Source organism: Komagataeibacter sp. FXV3 (assembly GCF_015155755.1).
GTDB lineage: Bacteria > Pseudomonadota > Alphaproteobacteria > Acetobacterales > Acetobacteraceae > Komagataeibacter.
The window spans coordinates 1-15,178 of the sequence record NZ_VWPI01000050.1; the positions used below are offsets into that span (position 1 = coordinate 1).

Annotated in this window: 16 protein-coding genes and 1 tRNA gene; 9 read left to right on the top strand and 8 right to left on the bottom strand. The window is 62.8% G+C overall.

From position 1 onward, the window contains the following. From lpxB to rpmI, 6 genes are all read right to left on the bottom strand, one after another. Window positions 1-1,175 (bottom strand): lipid-A-disaccharide synthase (gene lpxB, locus F1542_RS05275; protein WP_193732125.1); only part of this gene is annotated, 1,175 nt, incomplete at its 3' end. A 247-nt stretch (window positions 1,176-1,422) separates the two neighbouring features. Continuing rightward, window positions 1,423-2,469, bottom strand: a complete 1,047-nt coding sequence (gene pstS / locus F1542_RS05280; RefSeq protein WP_193732126.1) for a phosphate ABC transporter substrate-binding protein PstS — start codon at window positions 2,467-2,469, stop codon at window positions 1,423-1,425. Then, on the bottom strand, window positions 2,450-4,912 hold the full coding sequence (pheT, locus tag F1542_RS05285) for a phenylalanine--tRNA ligase subunit beta (protein WP_193732127.1): 2,463 nt from the start codon (window positions 4,910-4,912) through the stop codon (window positions 2,450-2,452). The genes pstS and pheT overlap by 20 nt, the downstream gene beginning before the upstream one ends. 3 nt (window positions 4,913-4,915) lie before the next feature. Then, entirely contained in the window at window positions 4,916-5,986 is a 1,071-nt protein-coding gene (gene pheS, locus F1542_RS05290) for a phenylalanine--tRNA ligase subunit alpha (protein WP_193732128.1), read from the bottom strand. 191 nt (window positions 5,987-6,177) lie between these two features. Next, window positions 6,178-6,534: a 50S ribosomal protein L20 gene (gene rplT / locus F1542_RS05295; protein ID WP_010507784.1), complete on the bottom strand. Its 357-nt coding sequence runs from the start codon at window positions 6,532-6,534 to the stop codon at window positions 6,178-6,180. 14 nt (window positions 6,535-6,548) lie between these two features. Beyond that, window positions 6,549-6,752 carry a 50S ribosomal protein L35 gene (rpmI, locus tag F1542_RS05300; protein ID WP_007400447.1) on the bottom strand — a complete coding sequence of 68 codons (204 nt, stop codon included), beginning with the start codon at window positions 6,750-6,752 and terminating at the stop codon, window positions 6,549-6,551. 225 nt (window positions 6,753-6,977) lie between these two features. Between rpmI and F1542_RS05305 the strand changes: the two genes are divergently transcribed. The 3 genes from F1542_RS05305 to F1542_RS05315 all read left to right on the top strand — a co-directional run bounded on the left by F1542_RS05305 (window position 6,978) and on the right by F1542_RS05315 (window position 9,696). Further along, window positions 6,978-7,706 (top strand): SDR family NAD(P)-dependent oxidoreductase, encoded by a 729-nt coding sequence (locus tag F1542_RS05305; RefSeq protein WP_019086406.1) that lies wholly within the window; start codon window positions 6,978-6,980, stop codon window positions 7,704-7,706. 169 nt (window positions 7,707-7,875) lie between these two features. Continuing rightward, window positions 7,876-8,862: an AAA family ATPase gene (locus tag F1542_RS05310; protein ID WP_193732129.1), complete on the top strand. Its 987-nt coding sequence runs from the start codon at window positions 7,876-7,878 to the stop codon at window positions 8,860-8,862. Between the two features lie 252 nt (window positions 8,863-9,114). Then, window positions 9,115-9,696, top strand: coding sequence for a hypothetical protein (locus tag F1542_RS05315; RefSeq protein ID WP_227672502.1), 582 nt, complete (start codon window positions 9,115-9,117; stop codon window positions 9,694-9,696). 572 nt (window positions 9,697-10,268) lie between these two features. Here the strand turns inward: F1542_RS05315 and F1542_RS05320 are convergent. Further along, window positions 10,269-10,342 (bottom strand) — tRNA-Gln (locus F1542_RS05320). A 165-nt stretch (window positions 10,343-10,507) separates the two neighbouring features. Here F1542_RS05320 and F1542_RS05325 point away from each other — a divergent pair. Both F1542_RS05325 and F1542_RS05330 read left to right on the top strand, forming a co-directional pair. Continuing rightward, the gene (locus F1542_RS05325) at window positions 10,508-11,638 is read left to right on the top strand and encodes a Ppx/GppA phosphatase family protein (protein WP_193732130.1); all 1,131 of its coding nucleotides are present in this window, start codon (window positions 10,508-10,510) and stop codon (window positions 11,636-11,638) included. A gap of 12 nt (window positions 11,639-11,650) precedes the next feature. Then, on the top strand, window positions 11,651-12,415 hold the full coding sequence (locus F1542_RS05330; protein ID WP_193732131.1) for an RlmE family RNA methyltransferase: 765 nt from the start codon (window positions 11,651-11,653) through the stop codon (window positions 12,413-12,415). A gap of 30 nt (window positions 12,416-12,445) precedes the next feature. Here F1542_RS05330 and F1542_RS05335 read toward each other — a convergent pair whose 3' ends face one another. Then, on the bottom strand, window positions 12,446-13,354 hold the full coding sequence (locus tag F1542_RS05335) for an ROK family protein (RefSeq protein ID WP_019086400.1): 909 nt from the start codon (window positions 13,352-13,354) through the stop codon (window positions 12,446-12,448). Between the two features lie 123 nt (window positions 13,355-13,477). On the opposite strand from F1542_RS05335, the gene F1542_RS05340 reads away from it, so the two are divergent. The 4 genes from F1542_RS05340 to F1542_RS17400 form a co-directional block, all read left to right on the top strand. Beyond that, window positions 13,478-13,744, top strand: coding sequence for a sulfurtransferase TusA family protein (locus F1542_RS05340; protein ID WP_019086399.1), 267 nt, complete (start codon window positions 13,478-13,480; stop codon window positions 13,742-13,744). A gap of 100 nt (window positions 13,745-13,844) precedes the next feature. Continuing rightward, the gene (locus F1542_RS05345; protein ID WP_010507770.1) at window positions 13,845-14,075 is read left to right on the top strand and encodes an exodeoxyribonuclease VII small subunit; all 231 of its coding nucleotides are present in this window, start codon (window positions 13,845-13,847) and stop codon (window positions 14,073-14,075) included. Between the two features lie 8 nt (window positions 14,076-14,083). Continuing rightward, on the top strand, window positions 14,084-15,019 hold the full coding sequence (locus F1542_RS05350; RefSeq protein ID WP_408886235.1) for a polyprenyl synthetase family protein: 936 nt from the start codon (window positions 14,084-14,086) through the stop codon (window positions 15,017-15,019). A 5-nt stretch (window positions 15,020-15,024) separates the two neighbouring features. Next, window positions 15,025-15,178: 1-deoxy-D-xylulose-5-phosphate synthase N-terminal domain-containing protein (locus F1542_RS17400; protein WP_193732132.1), on the top strand; the 154-nt coding region annotated here is incomplete at its 3' end.

A 15,178-nucleotide genomic window follows, 5' to 3' on the forward strand; every position in this document is an offset into this window, starting at 1 on the left:
TCCATGATCTCGGCCGCCGCAGCCTGCGCCGGGTCCGCACCGGGTCCGCGCAGGGCGGCGCGGATCCGGCCAAACCCCGCCCGCTGCAGGCTACGGCTCTGCTGATCCGCCAGCAGGCGTTCAACGGTCTGCGCCAGCAGTTCGGGCGTGCAGCGTTCCTGCAGCAGTTCAGGCACAAGCCTGTGGCCTGACAGCAGGTTGACCATGGCCACGTACGGCACCCGGATCAGCCGCCGCGCCATGGCGGCAGTCAGCGGATTGACCCGGTAAGTCACCGCCATGGGCACATTGGCAATGGCCAGTTCCAGCGTGGACGTGCCCGATTTGGTCAAGGCCGCATCGGCTGCGGCGAACGCGTCATGCTTGTCATCCACATCCGTTACGATAATGGGCCGCACCGGCCATTTCGCAACACCCCTGCGCACGATATCCGCAATGACCGGGGCGACCGGCACCACGGGTACGATACCGGGCGCGCGCGCCTGCAGGATGGCCAGCATGCGCCCGAATACCGGCAGCAGGCGCGGCGCTTCGGACCGGCGGCTGCCGGGCATCAGCACCAGCACCGGCGCATCCGCCGCAATACCGTGGCGGGCGCGAAAGGCGGGACCGGAGCCGGTATCCGCCCCGGACTGCAGCACGGGATGGCCGACAAAACGTGCCTCGATCCCGTGGCGGGCAAAGAATTCGGGTTCAAACGGCAACAGGCACAGCATGCGTTCCCACAGGCCGGGAAATTCGCGCACCCTGTGTTCACGCCATGCCCAGACCTGCGGGGCGACATAATGCAGGCGGGGAATGGACAGGGGCGCGATCCGACGCAGCAACCGCAGGGTAAAGCCGGGACTGTCGATGGTAATGACCAGATCGGGCCGCCGGTCGGTAATATCCGCCACCGCCTGATCCAGCCTGCGCGACAGGTGCCGGATTTTGGGCAGCACTTCCATCAGGCCCATGACGGCAAGGTCACGCAACGGAAACAGCGTATGCAGCCCCTGTGCCTGCATGCGTTCCCCGCCAATCCCGGCAAACCGCACATTGGGGCATAGCACGCGCAGGGCCGCCATAAGGCGACCACCCAGCACGTCGCCACTCGCCTCCCCAGCCATGATCCAGATGGTGGGGCTGGTGGAAACCGGCGTGGACGACGCGCGCGTGGGGGAAGTATCAGTCATGCCTGTCCGGCTTATCGTGTCGGATCAGGTAGCGCAAATGCCTGTTGTAAAAACAGGGGACGGAACCCACGCCCCAAACAGACCCATTGATAAAAGGTAATGGAAGTTTTTGGGGAATGCCTTTTTTCAAATTTGAAGCTTTTTGAAAAAAGCTTCACCAAAGACTTCTTCATGATTTTCAGGGCATCGCACAAATTACAGGCGGCCCCACCACGGCACTGGCATGCCGTGGCGTTCTTCCCCTGTTTCAGTGCGTTTTAAGCAGGTCGCGTATGGTCACCCGGATATCATCCGGCAACGGGACATAACGCAGCGCAAGGGCCGCGTCATTGCCGTGCTGCATGCTCCAGTCAAAGAACGCACGCACCGCCCTGCCCTGTGGCGTATCGGCCCGGTCGGTCGGGATCAGCACATAGGTCGCGGCCATGATGGGCCATGCGCCCGGACCATCCCCATCCAGCACATCGGCGGAATGGCTGTCATCGGCCGCCCAGTGCGCAGTGGTGACGGCCTGCGCGAAACTGTCCGGCCCGGCAGAAACCAGGTCGCCATGATGATTGCGCATTTCGGCAATCGCCATATGGTTGCCCGCCGCATAGGCATATTCCAGATAGCCGATACTGCCTTCGGTATTGCGCACGGCGGCGGCGATGCCGTCATTGCCACGCGCGCCCTCGCCCACCGGCCATTCAATGGATGTCCCGCTGCCCTGCGCCTGTGCCCATCGGGGGGAAACACGGCCAAGGTAGGACGTAAACACGAACGTCGTGCCCGACCCGTCCGCGCGCCGCACCGGGGCCACCGGGATGGCAGGCAGGGGCAGATCCGGGTTTTCCGCGACAATGCGGGGATCATTCCACATGGTGATATCCCCCGCATACAGTTGCGCCAGCAGTTCCCCCGTCAGGTGCAGCTGACTGCTATCCACGCCGGGCAGGTTCACCACCGGCACGATCGCACCCATGACCGTGGGAAACTGGATCAGGTGGAACTGCGCCAGTTGCGCCGCCGTCATGGGTGCGTCGGATGCACCGAAATCCACCGTGCGGGCCTTGACCTGATTCTGCCCCGCGCCCGATCCGATGGTCTGGTAATTCAGGCGGATATCCGTCGCATGTGCGGCCCCTTCCCCCCATGCCCCGTAAATGGGCGCGCCGAAGCTGGACCCGGCCCCGATGATTTCAGTGGCATGGGCGGTTGTGGCACCAGCCAGGCCCAGCGCCACCGCTGCCCCCAGCCCGATGCCGCGACGGGCGCCGCGCACCCGGCGCCGTTCAGCCACGCAGGACGGCATTGCAGCTTTTCTGTGCGGCTGCGACCACCCGATCACAGACAGCTTCGATTTCCGCATCGGTCAGGGTCCTGTCCATTGGCTGAAGGGTTATCTCCACGCCCAGCGACTTGTGCCCCGCCGGGATCTTGTCGCCCTCGTAAACATCAAACAGGCTGACGGCCACAATCAGGTTGCGCTCGGCCCCCCTGACGGCCTTCAGCAGCTTTTCCGCCGGGATATCGGCCGCCACCACAAAGGCGAAATCACGCTTGAGCGGCTGGAAGGTGGACAGCGCGGGTGGCGCCCTGCGCTTGCGCCTGGGTTCGGGAACCGCATCGGGATACAGCGTGAACGCACATACCGGCACGTCGATCCCACGCTTCGCCAGCAGGGCGGGATGCAACTGCCCGAAATGCCCCAGTACCAGCTTCGGCCCCTGCCGGATCACGCCCGAGCGCCCGGGATGGTAATAGGAGGGGGCATCCGTGGTAATGCCCAGCCCCTCCATCGCGGCCCCCATGGCGGACAGTCCCGCCAGCGCATCGGCCTTGGCCTGCCACAGGTCCACCGGTTGCGCCGCCTGTCCGGGCAGACGGGGGGAATGGCCGCTACGGATCCCGGCGGCCACCAGCTTCTGCCCATCGGGGCCAAAACCGGGGCCGACTTCAAACAGGCCAAGATCGGGATAGCCACGCGCCGCGTTGCTCTTTACCGCCGCCAGAAGGTTGACCAGTGGTGTGGGCCGCATCTGGTCCAGATCAGCCGCAATCGGGTTGAGCAGATGCAGGTCCGTGGGCGTTTCACCAAATTCGGCCGCCTGTTCCTGTGCTACAAACGAAAAGCCTACCGTTTCCAGCAACCCGCGCGCGGCAAGCTGGCGACGCAGGCTGGCGACACGGCTCTGGCGCGGGGTGAAGGCCGGCACCGGCACGGCGTTGCCCACCGGCAGGGACACCGCAGGCACGCTGTCCAGCCCACGCAGGCGCAGCACTTCCTCGATCAGGTCCACTTCAGGGTCAATCGCTCCCGCTCCCTCGGCGGCGGCCTGCGCGCGGGCGGGCGGCAGGTCGGGCTGCTGGTCCAGCAGTATGGGCGTTGCGATGTCATTGCGCCACGATGGCACATCCACCACCACATGCCGCGCATCGCATTCGCGCACCCTGAACCCAAGACCTTCCAGCAGATGCACGGCATGATCGGGTTCTTCCACCAGTCCGCCCAACGTTTCCAGACGGGCGAATTCCAGATGCGCCTGCCGCTGCCATGCCGGTTCAGCCCCGGCGGAAACCACGCTGCCCGCCTCCCCGCCACACAGGTCAAGGATCATGCGCGTCACGGCTTCCAGCGCCGCGGGCGGCATTGCCTGGTCCACACCACGCTCGAACCGCTGGCGGGCATCGGAATGCAGGTTGTGCCGCCGCCCCGACAGGGCAATGATCACCGGATCGAACAGTGCGCATTCCACGAATACATCCGTGGTGTCATCACTGACGCCGCTTTCAGCCCCGCCCATGATACCGGCCAGCGACTGCACGCCGCGCGCGTCGGCAATCACGCAGTCATCGGGCGTCATGACATGTTCGCTGCCATCCAGCGCGGTAAAGGTTTCGCCAGCACCTCGGCAGATGGTCAGTTCATTGCCCATCAGTTTATCCACGTCGAACACGTGCAGCGGCCGGCCAAGGTCGAAAGCAAAGAAATTGGTGATGTCCACCAGCGCGGAAACCGGGCGCAGGCCCACGGATTCCAGCCGCCGCTTCAGCCATTCCGGGCTGGGACCGTTCTTCACGCCGCGAATGACGCGCCCCAGTACCCACGGGCAGGCTTCGGGGAAGGTAATGCGCCAGTTGATGGGGGTTTCAAAGCGCCCTTCCACCGTTTCCGCAAGCCACGGCTTCAGGGTGCCAAGACCCGCTGCGGCAAGGTCGCGCGCAACCCCACGCACCGCCAGCGCGTCGCCACGGTTGGGGGTGATCGCGATATCGATGACCGGATCATCCAGTTTGGCAAACAGGGGATAGGACTGCCCCGGCGCGGTGCCTTCGGGCAGTTCGGCAATGCCGTCGCTTTCCTCGCCCAGTCCCAGTTCACGCAGCGAGCACAGCATGCCGCCACTGGCCTCACCCCGCAGCTTGCCAGCCTTGATGGTGATGCCGCTGGCGGGAATGAAGGTGCCGGGCGGGGCAAAGATCACATGCAGGCCAGCACGCGCGTTGGGCGCGCCGCAGACGACCTGCACGCGTTCGAACCCCTCGCCCGCATCGACCTGACACACGCGCAGGCGGTCGGCATTGGGGTGCTGGACCGCTTCGACAATGCGGGCGGTGCGGAAGGAGGCAAGGGACGCGCCGGGGTCTTCAACGCCTTCGACTTCCAGCCCGATGGTGTTCAGCGTGGCGCAGATTTCTTCCACCGTCGCCGTGGTCTCAAGATGCGTGCGCAGCCATGACAGGGAAAACTTCATCGATCACAGACCTTCGTGCAGCAGGGCGGGAGACAGGGGACAGGTGCCGTAATGGCGCAGCCAGCGGACATCGCTTTCGTAAAACGACCGCAGGTCGGGAATGCCGTGGCGCAGCATGGTCAGGCGCTCGATCCCCATGCCAAAGGCAAAGCCCTGCCATTCCCGCGCATCCAGCCCGCAATTGGCCAGCACGCGGGGGTGGACCATGCCAGCGCCCAGTACTTCCAGCCAGTCATCACCCGCGCCGATCTGGCCGGTTTTACGTGACCAGCCGATATCGATTTCCATGGATGGCTCGGTAAAGGGGAAATAGGACGCACGGAAGCGCACCGGCAGGTCCGGCATCTGGAAAAACGCGCGCAGGAAATCCGACAGGCAACCCTTGAGGTGGCCCAGCGTGATCCCCTTCTCGATCACCAGTCCCTCGCACTGATGGAACATGGGCGAATGGGTGGCGTCATGGTCGGCGCGGTAGGTGCGGCCGGGGGCGATGATGCGGATAGGTGGTTCATGCCCCAGCATGGTGCGGATCTGCACGCCCGATGTCTGGGTGCGCAGCACGCGTTCGGGCTGGCCCTCGGCTTCGGGCGGCAGGTAGAAGGTGTCCTGATCCGTGCGGGCGGGATGATGCGATGGCGTGTTCAGGGCCGAGAAATTGTGCCAGTCGCTCTCGATATCCGGGCCTTCGGCGATCTGGAAGCCCATCGCGCCGAAAATGGCGGCCATTTCCTCGATCGTGCGGGTGATGGGGTGCAGGGCGCCTTCCGCTTCCGGCGCGCAGGGCAGTGTCACGTCCACGCGCTCGGCCGCCAGGCGGGCATTCAGCGCCGCTGTCTCCAGTTCCTGTCCACGCGCCTCGATCAGGCGGGTCAGTTCGTCACGCAGGCGGTTCAGCGCGGCACCCCGCGTGCGCCGCTCATCCGGTGTCATGCGCCCAAGCTGCTTGAGGAGTGCGGTCAGCTTGCCCGACTTACCCAGCGTGCCGACGCGCACCGCGTCCCATTCGCGCTGGTCGGTCGCGGCAGCGAGTGCCTGAACTGTCTGTTCCCTCAGGGTTTCGAGATCGTCACTCATAGCACCTCGCACAGGCTCACGTCGGGCGGGCTGGCAAAGGGATATCTACCGGCGGGCCAGACCCGGCGCATGGAATTGTGCCCGCCACCACCAACGGGTGCGGCACGGGCATTGCATTAAAAAACAAAACGGGCCGTCCGTTGGGACGACCCGTTTCGTGGACCTGTCGCCACGCGGGCGTGGGACAGGGATCAGGCCAGAGCGGCCTGCGCCTTCTTTACGATTTCAGCGAAGGTTGCTGCATCGTCAAAAGCAATGGCGGCGAGGACCTTGCGGTCGATCTCGATGCCGGCCTTGTCCAGACCGTTGATGAAACGGCTGTAGGTCAGGCCATGTTCACGCACGGCCGCATTGATGCGCTGGATCCACAGGGCGCGGAATTCACGCTTCTTGTTGCGGCGGTCGCGGTAGGCGTACTGGAGTGACTTTTCCAGACGTTCCAGCGCGATGCGGTAATTGGTGGAGGAACGGCCCCGAAAACCCTTGGAGAGTTCGAGAACCTTCTTGTGGCGGGCGTGGGTGGTTACGCCGCGTTTCACACGTGCCATATCTCAGGTGCTCCTTATGCCAGACCGTAGGGAGCCCACTGCTTCACAGTGCGGCCGTCCATTTCCGTCAGCACCTGCGAACCACGGTTCGTGCGCTTCATCTTCTGCGAGCGGTTGATCAGGCCGTGGCGCTTGTTGCCGGGACCTGCCAGCACCTTGCCGGTGGCGGTGATCTTGAACCGCTTCTTGACCGATGACTTGGTCTTCATCTTGGGCATTTTCTTCTCCTGAATATCTGGTGCCCGTGTCCCCGCCCGCTGTTCAAGGCGGACGTAAACACTCCATTGCGGCCGGGCATGCCCTACAGGCCCGGACGCGCGAACAGGCAGGCTATAGACAACCCGCACCCCGCGATCAAGTCCCTTCGCACACATGCGTGTGCTTTCCCCCGCCCGTGCGGTGCTGTAGGGGGAAAAGACAGGTTGGAAACAGGAGAAAACACAATGACACAACGCGTTGCCTACATTACCGGCGGCAGCCGCGGCATTGGCGCCGCCATTGCGAAATCACTGGCGAAGGATGGCTATGACATCGCCATTTCCTATGCCCGCAACGAACAGGCGGCCCAGAAGACGATCGAGGAAGTTTTGGCGATGGGCCGGCGGGGCATGGCCATCCGCTGCGATGGCGAAGGCAATGGCAACCGTGCCGCCATCCAGCGCGTGGTGGCCGAGATGGGCCGGATCGACGCGCTGGTATGCAATGCCGGCATCTACCCCTATGGCGACGTGGCCGAGATGACGGACGAACAGGTCGATGCGGTACTGGGCCTGAATGTCCGCGCCGTCATGATCGAAACCATCGAGGCCGCGCGCCACATGACGCAGGGCGGTCGGATCATCCTGATCGGATCGACATTTGCCGACCGTTCCCCCTTCCCCGGAATTTCGCTGTATTCGGCGTCCAAATCGGCACTGAACGGGTTTGCCCGGGGTGCCGCGCGTGACCTTGGGCCGCGCGGGATCACCATCAACGTGGTCCAGCCCGGCCCGATCGACACGGACATGAACCCCGCCACCGGCGCTGCGGCCGACATGCTGCGCAGCTTCATGTGCCACAAGGAATACGGCAAGGTCAGCGACATCGCCTCCGTTGTCTCGTTCCTCGCCAGCCCTGCAGCCAGCTTCATCACCGGCTCCGCCCTGACAACGGATGGTGGCCTGGCCGCCTGACCGGGTGGATGCGTGCGGGCATTGCCCCGCGCGCATCAGCCACGACGCCATTTGTTGTGGAAACGGCCTGACCATCCATGATAGGGTCAGGCCATGAAAAAATTCCGCCTCCTCATACGACCGTGCACTCCAGCCAGATGGAATGCAAACGGGATAATGAGGACAGCAGATGCCAGAATCGGACGATTTTGATTTCCTGATCGCACTGGAAAGCGGTGCCTACGACGAAGAGAAACCGCCTCCTCTCTCCGAAGCGGCGCATTACCAGTCCGACCCCTATAATTACATCCGCGTCCTGCCGGAACATTACCAGTTTCCGGAGCACAGGCGCAAAACCCAGCCCGATCCGTATGAATCGGTCCGCAGGCTTGCGCATCCCCTCAAGCTGCACGAACCGGACGATATCCGCGCCCGCATTCAGGAAGTGGAGCAGGCCTGCCCCCACGCGCTGGCGGCCGTACGGGCCATGGCGGAAACCGACCTGAAATGGCTGGAATGGGGCACGTCCGGCATCGCGCGACCCGTCATGCTGGTCGGGCCGCCGGGATGCGGCAAGTCCACGGTGGCGCGGATGTATTACCGCATGCTGGGTTATGAGGTCATGACCATGAATGTCGGCGCGATGGGCGATCCCCTGTCCCTGACCGGCACGCACCAGACATTTGGCGACGCCAAGCCATCCACCATCGTGGAATACCTTGCCGCGACCGGGCTGGCCAATCCGTGCATCATCCTTGACGAAGTGGACAAGGCCCCGACCGATGGCCGGTTTGGCAGCGTGCAGAATGCCCTGCTGCAATTCCTGGACATTGGCGAGTGCAGGCAGTTCCGGGACGCCTTCCTGAACGTGCCGGTTGATGTCAGCCGCGTGCGGTGGGTCCTGACCGCCAACGACCTTTCCACCGTGTCGGAACCGCTGAAATCGCGCTGCCATATCATTCATATGGACAGCCCGGATGCCACGCACGCCCCTGCCCTGGCCATGAACATCATCCGCCAGATCGAGCAGGACCGGAACCTGCGCCCGGGCTGGTTCACGCTGGATGGCATGGAACGGCGCGTACTGGCACGGAATTTTACCGGCGACATGCGCGCGCTGCGGCGCATGGTGGAAATCATTGTGGACCAGCAGGTCAGGCACTGGGCGAAATGCTGACCCGGCAGGGGTCTTGATTCACTGCCGTGAGCAGATAATGGATGAGACCCCTGCCCCATCCTCACTTTGGCGCAAAGTGTCGGGCGCATGCCCTGCATGTCCATGCCTGCATCCCGGTCCCACCGTGGTTTCTGGGAACCAATGCCCGCGACCATACGGAAAACAGCCTGACAGACAACCCGTCAGTGTCAGGCATTGCCCATACTTCCATTGCGACTGAAAATGAATAGGCACTGGTAAAAAACCGTTCACATGCAGAAAAAGGAGCCTGTACCAAAAAGGGAATACCTTCCATATGAAAATATTCACCTTTCAGGCAGAACTTATCCATTCCGAAACAGACTGAAAAACGGTTATGTAGTACTGATACCACGACGCCACTACCGGCGAAGGTTCCATATGGAAGGATATGAAATGATGAAAAAGGGCTTGCTGCTGGCTGGCATGATGACCGTGGCGCTGTCCGCCGGCGCCCATGCGGAAGATGTTTCGTGGGCCGACAACCAGTATCCTTCATCCATCATGAAAGGCCCGCACGCACCTGAAATCATTGCAGGCATCCATAAGATCGCGGGAAATTACGCCAAGACCATCATCAACTTCCTGTCCGTTGAAACCGGCCCGGCCCATGTCGTAAACGGCATTGCCTATCTTGACGGATGCCAGCCACACATGTGCATGAATTTTGCGACCATTGCCTTTGATGGTGACGGGAATTACTGGGGATACCTCGAGAACATGGACGCAAACTATACCCATCCATACAAAAAGACATTCGGCCATCCGTCTGCCGAAGTCCTTACACTGCTGAAAAACCGAGGCAATCAGAAGTAATATTTTGCATTTCTGATAAATCATTAAAAACAACAAAAGTTTTTGGGCGCTAACTTTTTGTAAAAAGCTTCACCAAAAATTTCTTATGATTTCAGGTTATTTCCTGATCTGACTTTTCAAACAGCCTCCGGCTTCACCATTGTTTATAAATGCGTGAACCGGGCTGCAATTATCCGCACGGTAAAAACGCAGCAAAGGGCGATACAGCCCCAGTCCCGACCGCCAGTGTGTCAGGACCTTGACCCGCACCGATGCTTTCCACCCCGATGACATGGCAAGACAAGGTCCAGACCGGCTACGGACTGCATGCTTTGGGTAGCCAAGGACAGAACCCGGCAAGCCCACCCGCATCGGGCAGCACTTTCCCACCCTGCCATTCAACCCGCCGCTTAACCGGGGATAAAGACGCACCCAGAGCCAAACGCGGTCAGGCATCCATCAGTCGAAAATCAAACATGGCTACCATGCGCACCATTGGCGCACGCGCACGCAAAATCGGATGCATTGCCTACATGTAGCCTGAACAGACCATGGCAACTGCATCAGAAAATATATGATATTGTGGGAAGAAATGGCTGGGGGACCTGGATTCGAACCAGGGCTGACCGGGTCAGAGCCGGTAGTTCTACCGCTAAACTATCCCCCAGCAAGGAGAGAGCGGCGCGGTGCGCTGCGGTGATCAGGCATATAGCCGCCAGCCGTTTTGGGCGCAACCCCCGTGTTGTCTTTTTCGTAAATTTTCTCTTTTGGCTTGCGTTTCACGCAGAACACTCAACACAATAGGTAATACCTTGGCCGTCAACGGGTTTGGATGAACATGGTCCAGCAGACGCTCAGCGCAAAGATACGCCAGCACGGGAACACCCCTTCCCCTGCATCCGCGATGGATCGCCGCGTCATGCGCGCACCACTTTATGCCGCCATTGACCTTGGCACGCATAACTGCCGCCTGCTAATCGCCCGCGCGGGCGAACAGGGCCTGCGTGTGATTGACAGTTTCAGCCGCGCCGTACGCCTGGGCGAAGGGCTGCACCATTCCGGCCAACTGGCGGAAGCGGCGATGGAACGCACGATCAATGCCCTGCGCACCTGCGTGGGGCGTATGGGCCTGTATGACCTGCACAGCCACCGCGCCATCGCGACCGAGGCCTGCCGCCGCGCAGGCAACGGCATGGATTTCATCGCCCGCGTCCTGCATGAAACCGGGCTGGACATCTCGGTCATTTCCGCGCGTGAGGAAGCCGAACTGGCGCTTGCCGCCTGCAATTCCCTGTTACAGTCCCACCACCAGGCCACCGGGCGGGGGTTATTGTTCGACATCGGCGGCGGATCAACCGAAATCGCATGGGCGCGAATCGACCGCGCCGTCGGACGGCATGACCTGTCGGGCTATGTCAGCCTGCCAACCGGCATCATGACCGTGGGCGAACGCCACGGGGCGGACATCTTTACCGACCGCGGCTATCGCGCCGTGGTCAGTGAGATCAGCGACATGCTGCGCGGATTTGACGACGTACACTGCATTACCCGTGAAATTGCCCGCGACAACGTCATGCTGCTGGGCACCAGTGGCACCATCACCACGCTGGCCAGCCTGGCGCAGGGGCAGGACCGCTACGAACGCGCCGGGATTGACGGCAGCACCCTGTCTGTTCCCCATGCGCTGGCCCTGGTGGACAGCCTGCGCCGGTCGGGCATGGACGGGCTTGCGCGCAATCCCCTGATCGGCGCGGAACGTGCGCGCTACATCATGCCCGGCTGTGCCATATTCGAAGCCATCGCCACCACATGGCCCATGGCCGAAGTCACGGTGGCCGACCGGGGATTGCGTGACGGACTGCTTTTACGCATGATTGGGGACCGCAGGCGCCGTGGTGGCCTTTCCACCCCGCTGCCTTCCTTCCCCCTGCATAATCGTATGGAGCACCGGGTCAGTACCTGACCGCGTCCCGTCATGAAACAGCGTTCTTCTACCCGCATACCGGGCAAGGCCCGTACCAGCAGTCTGACACCCGGCACCGGTGACAGCAGCACGGACGGACGCGCCGCACAGGCCAACCGCACCAAGACCGTCACGGTCAAGAAAGCGCGCGGCCGCACCACCGCCCAGCACCGCTGGCTGCAGCGCCAGCTTAACGACCCGTATGTGCAGGCCGCCCAGAAACAGGGCTGGCGTTCCCGCGCGGCCTTCAAGCTGATCGAACTTGATGACCGCTTCCATATGATAAAGCCCGGCGCGCGGGTGGTTGACCTTGGCGCCGCCCCCGGTGGCTGGACGCAGGTCGCGGTCAAGCGCGGGGCGGCCGAAGTGGTGGGCGTTGACCTGCTGCCGGTTGACCCGGTGCCGGGGGCAACCATCATCGAAGGGGATTTCAATGATCCCGACATGCCCGACCGCCTGACCGGGCTGCTGGGCGGGCGCGCGGATGTCGTGATGTCGGACATGGCCCCCAACACCACCGGCCATGCGCCGACCGACCACCTGCGCATTATCGGACTGGCGGAACTGGCGCTGGATTTCGCCACCCGCATCCTCGCCCCCGATGGCACGTTCGTGGCCAAGGTGTTCCAGGGCGGGTCGGAAAAACAGATGCTGGCGGACCTCAAGCGCATGTTCACGCAGGTCCGCCACGCCAAGCCCCCGGCCAGCCGCAAGGAATCGAGCGAGCTTTACGTAGTGGCCACGGGCTTCCGCGGCCGCGACAGCGCCGAAGGCTGACCGCAGGCCGCACCGACTGGCCCCAACGGGTCAGTCAACGTGATGGTCATCCCACAGCCATGCCGCACCGCGCACACCCGAACTGTCACCATGGCGGTTGCGCACGATCGGCGTGGTGCAGTTGGGGGTGATGACATAGCGGCGCATCAGGCGCGGCACGCGTTCATAGATCGATTCAAGGTTGGACACCCCGCCACCCAGCACGATCACGTCGGGGTCCATGAAGTTGATCGCCATGGCGCAGGCACGCGCCATGCGGTCCATATAACGGTCCAGCGCGCCGATGGCGGTCAGGTCGCCGGCCTCGGCTTCCTGTTCGATATGGGCCGCACTCCGGTGGCCGGGGCCTTTCCAGTCCTGCGCCAGCGCCGAACCGCTGAGGAAGCGTTCCATGCACCCTTCGTTCCCGCAGAAACACTTGGGCATGGGAAATTCTTCCAGCCGCGGCCACGGCAGCGGCACATGGCCCCATTCACCGGCAATGTGGTTGTGACCGATCAGCAGTTTCCTGTCGATCACGATCCCGGCCCCCATGCCGGTGCCGATGATCACGCCAAATACGCTGTGATGGTCCGCCCCCGCCCCGTCAATCGCTTCGGACAGCGCGAAACAGTTCGCGTCATTCTCGATCCGGACATCGCGGCCAAGCGCGGCCGTCATGTCACGGATCAGCGGCTGGTTGTTCAGCCACGTCGCATTCGCATTCTTGATGACGCCCGTATCGGGGCTGATGGAACCGGGAATGCCGATTCCCACCGTGCCCGTACCGCCCAGTTCCTGGTCCACCCCATGGATCAGGTCACACATGGCCCCAATGGCGGCGGGATAGTTGCCAGGATTGGAAATGCGCCGACGCACGCGTTCGGTTCCGTCCTTTCCCAGGGCTGCGATTTCGATCTTGGTGCCCCCAAAATCAATTCCAATACGATAGGTGGCCATCCAGAGTCTTTCTTTCATCATGTTTTATCAGTGGCGCATTTTCTTTTATGATCGTACCTGCACGCAACAGCAAACCCTGATGCACAAGCATAGCTGCCCACCACCAAGGAGACATGGTCCCCCATGAGTGAGATCCTGCTAGACGCGCGCGGCCTGACATGTCCCCTGCCCGTGCTCAAGGCCAACCGCATGCTGCGCGGCCTGCCACCGGGCGCACGGCTGCGCGTGATCGCGACCGACCGGGCATCCGTTGCGGATTTTCAGGCCTTCTGCCGCGAAACGGGCCATGCCCTGATCGCATTTGGCGAGGAAGGCGGCACGCTGTCCTTCGTCATACGCCGCAGGCACGATCCCGACACCACGGCCGCAGATACCCCGCGCCCCGCATAGGTGCCAAAATAGCGTAAAACCAGTTGTCCCCTTGGCAGGATGCCCCCCGAGGATGTAATGCCTGCGCCAGCCAAGTTATTTCAGGAAGCACCACCAGCAGATGACCGACGACCTGACCAACCTTTCCTTCGAGGACGCCCTGGCCGAACTTGAAGCCATCGTGCGGCAGCTCGAGGTCGGCCAGCCAAGGCTGGAGGACGCGATCACGTCCTATGAACGTGGTGCTGCCCTGCGACAGTACTGCCAGAAAAAACTGGACGAGGCCGAGGCCCGCGTTCAGGCGATTGTCCAGCGTGCGGATGGCACGCTGGATGCAAAACCGATGGATTGATGCACCAGATGAGCCAAACAACAGCAACCTCGTCCCAAACAGACAGTGCGGATCGCATGGTCCGTCTGCGTGCATCCATGTCCGCGCGCGCCAAGGCGATCGAGGGGATGATCGACCGCCTGCTGCCCCGCGTTGAAGGGGGCGAGGCCCGCCTGATCGACGCCATGCGCTATGCAACGCTGGGCGGCGGCAAGCGCCTGCGTGGCTACATGGTGGCGGAAGTCGCCAGCCTGTTCAAAGTGGCGGCCGAAGGGGCGGACCGTGTCGCAGCCTCGGTCGAGATGCTTCATGCCTATTCGCTGGTGCATGACGACCTGCCCGCAATGGATGATGACGACCTGCGCCGTGGCCAGCCTTCCACCCACCGCAAGTTTGATGAGGCAACCGCCATCCTCGCCGGTGACGCGCTGCAGACCATGTCGTTTGACATCCTCGCCAGTCCGCTGACGCATGACAGCGCGGACGTGCGCATCAACCTTGTCCGCGCGCTGGCCGATGCGTCTGGTGCGGCTGGCATGGTCGGTGGCCAGATGATCGACATGGAAGGCGAAGGCCGCGCGCTGTCGCTGGAAGAAGTCGCCCGCCTGCATGCGCTGAAGACCGGCTGCCTGATCCGTTATTCGGCCGAGGCCGGGGCCATTCTGGGCCAGGCCAGCGACGACGTGCGCAAGCGCATTTCCGCCTATGGCCGCGACCTTGGCGCGGCCTTCCAGATTGCCGATGACGTGCTGGACGCCACCGCCAGCGCCGAGGAACTGGGCAAGACCGCGGGCAAGGACGAAGCCGCTGGCAAGTCCACCTATGTCGCCCTGCTGGGCGTGGATGGTGCGGCGAAGGAAGCCCGCCGCGTGGCGGAACAGGCCCTATCCCATATCGACATCTTTGGCCCCGAGGCTGATCGCCTGCGCGATCTGGTCCACTACGTGGTCGAGCGCAGGAACTGATTGACATGACCGACAGCAAGACGCCCGCCGACATTCCGACCCTTGGGCGCTACCCCCAGCTTGACCGGGTGCGCGCGCCGCATGACATGCGCAACCTTTCGGTGGAACAGCTGAAGCAGCTGGCGGAGGAACTGCGGTCCGAGACGATCGATGCCGTGT

Coding starts and splice junctions, on each gene's coding strand:
- F1542_RS05330 (WP_193732131.1), top strand. CDS start 11,651: ATGAAACAGCGTTCTTCTACCCGCATACCGGGCAAGGCCCGTACCAGC.
- pstS (WP_193732126.1), bottom strand. CDS start 2,469: ATGCCGTCCTGCGTGGCTGAACGGCGCCGGGTGCGCGGCGCCCGTCGC.
- F1542_RS05340 (WP_019086399.1), top strand. CDS start 13,478: ATGAGTGAGATCCTGCTAGACGCGCGCGGCCTGACATGTCCCCTGCCC.
- rplT (WP_010507784.1), bottom strand. CDS start 6,534: ATGGCACGTGTGAAACGCGGCGTAACCACCCACGCCCGCCACAAGAAG.
- pheS (WP_193732128.1), bottom strand. CDS start 5,986: ATGAGTGACGATCTCGAAACCCTGAGGGAACAGACAGTTCAGGCACTC.
- F1542_RS05315 (WP_227672502.1), top strand. CDS start 9,115: ATGCAGAAAAAGGAGCCTGTACCAAAAAGGGAATACCTTCCATATGAA.
- F1542_RS05305 (WP_019086406.1), top strand. CDS start 6,978: ATGACACAACGCGTTGCCTACATTACCGGCGGCAGCCGCGGCATTGGC.
- rpmI (WP_007400447.1), bottom strand. CDS start 6,752: ATGCCCAAGATGAAGACCAAGTCATCGGTCAAGAAGCGGTTCAAGATC.
- F1542_RS05350 (WP_408886235.1), top strand. CDS start 14,084: ATGAGCCAAACAACAGCAACCTCGTCCCAAACAGACAGTGCGGATCGC.
- F1542_RS05335 (WP_019086400.1), bottom strand. CDS start 13,354: ATGGCCACCTATCGTATTGGAATTGATTTTGGGGGCACCAAGATCGAA.
- F1542_RS05325 (WP_193732130.1), top strand. CDS start 10,508: ATGAACATGGTCCAGCAGACGCTCAGCGCAAAGATACGCCAGCACGGG.
- F1542_RS05310 (WP_193732129.1), top strand. CDS start 7,876: ATGCCAGAATCGGACGATTTTGATTTCCTGATCGCACTGGAAAGCGGT.
- pheT (WP_193732127.1), bottom strand. CDS start 4,912: ATGAAGTTTTCCCTGTCATGGCTGCGCACGCATCTTGAGACCACGGCG.
- F1542_RS05345 (WP_010507770.1), top strand. CDS start 13,845: ATGACCGACGACCTGACCAACCTTTCCTTCGAGGACGCCCTGGCCGAA.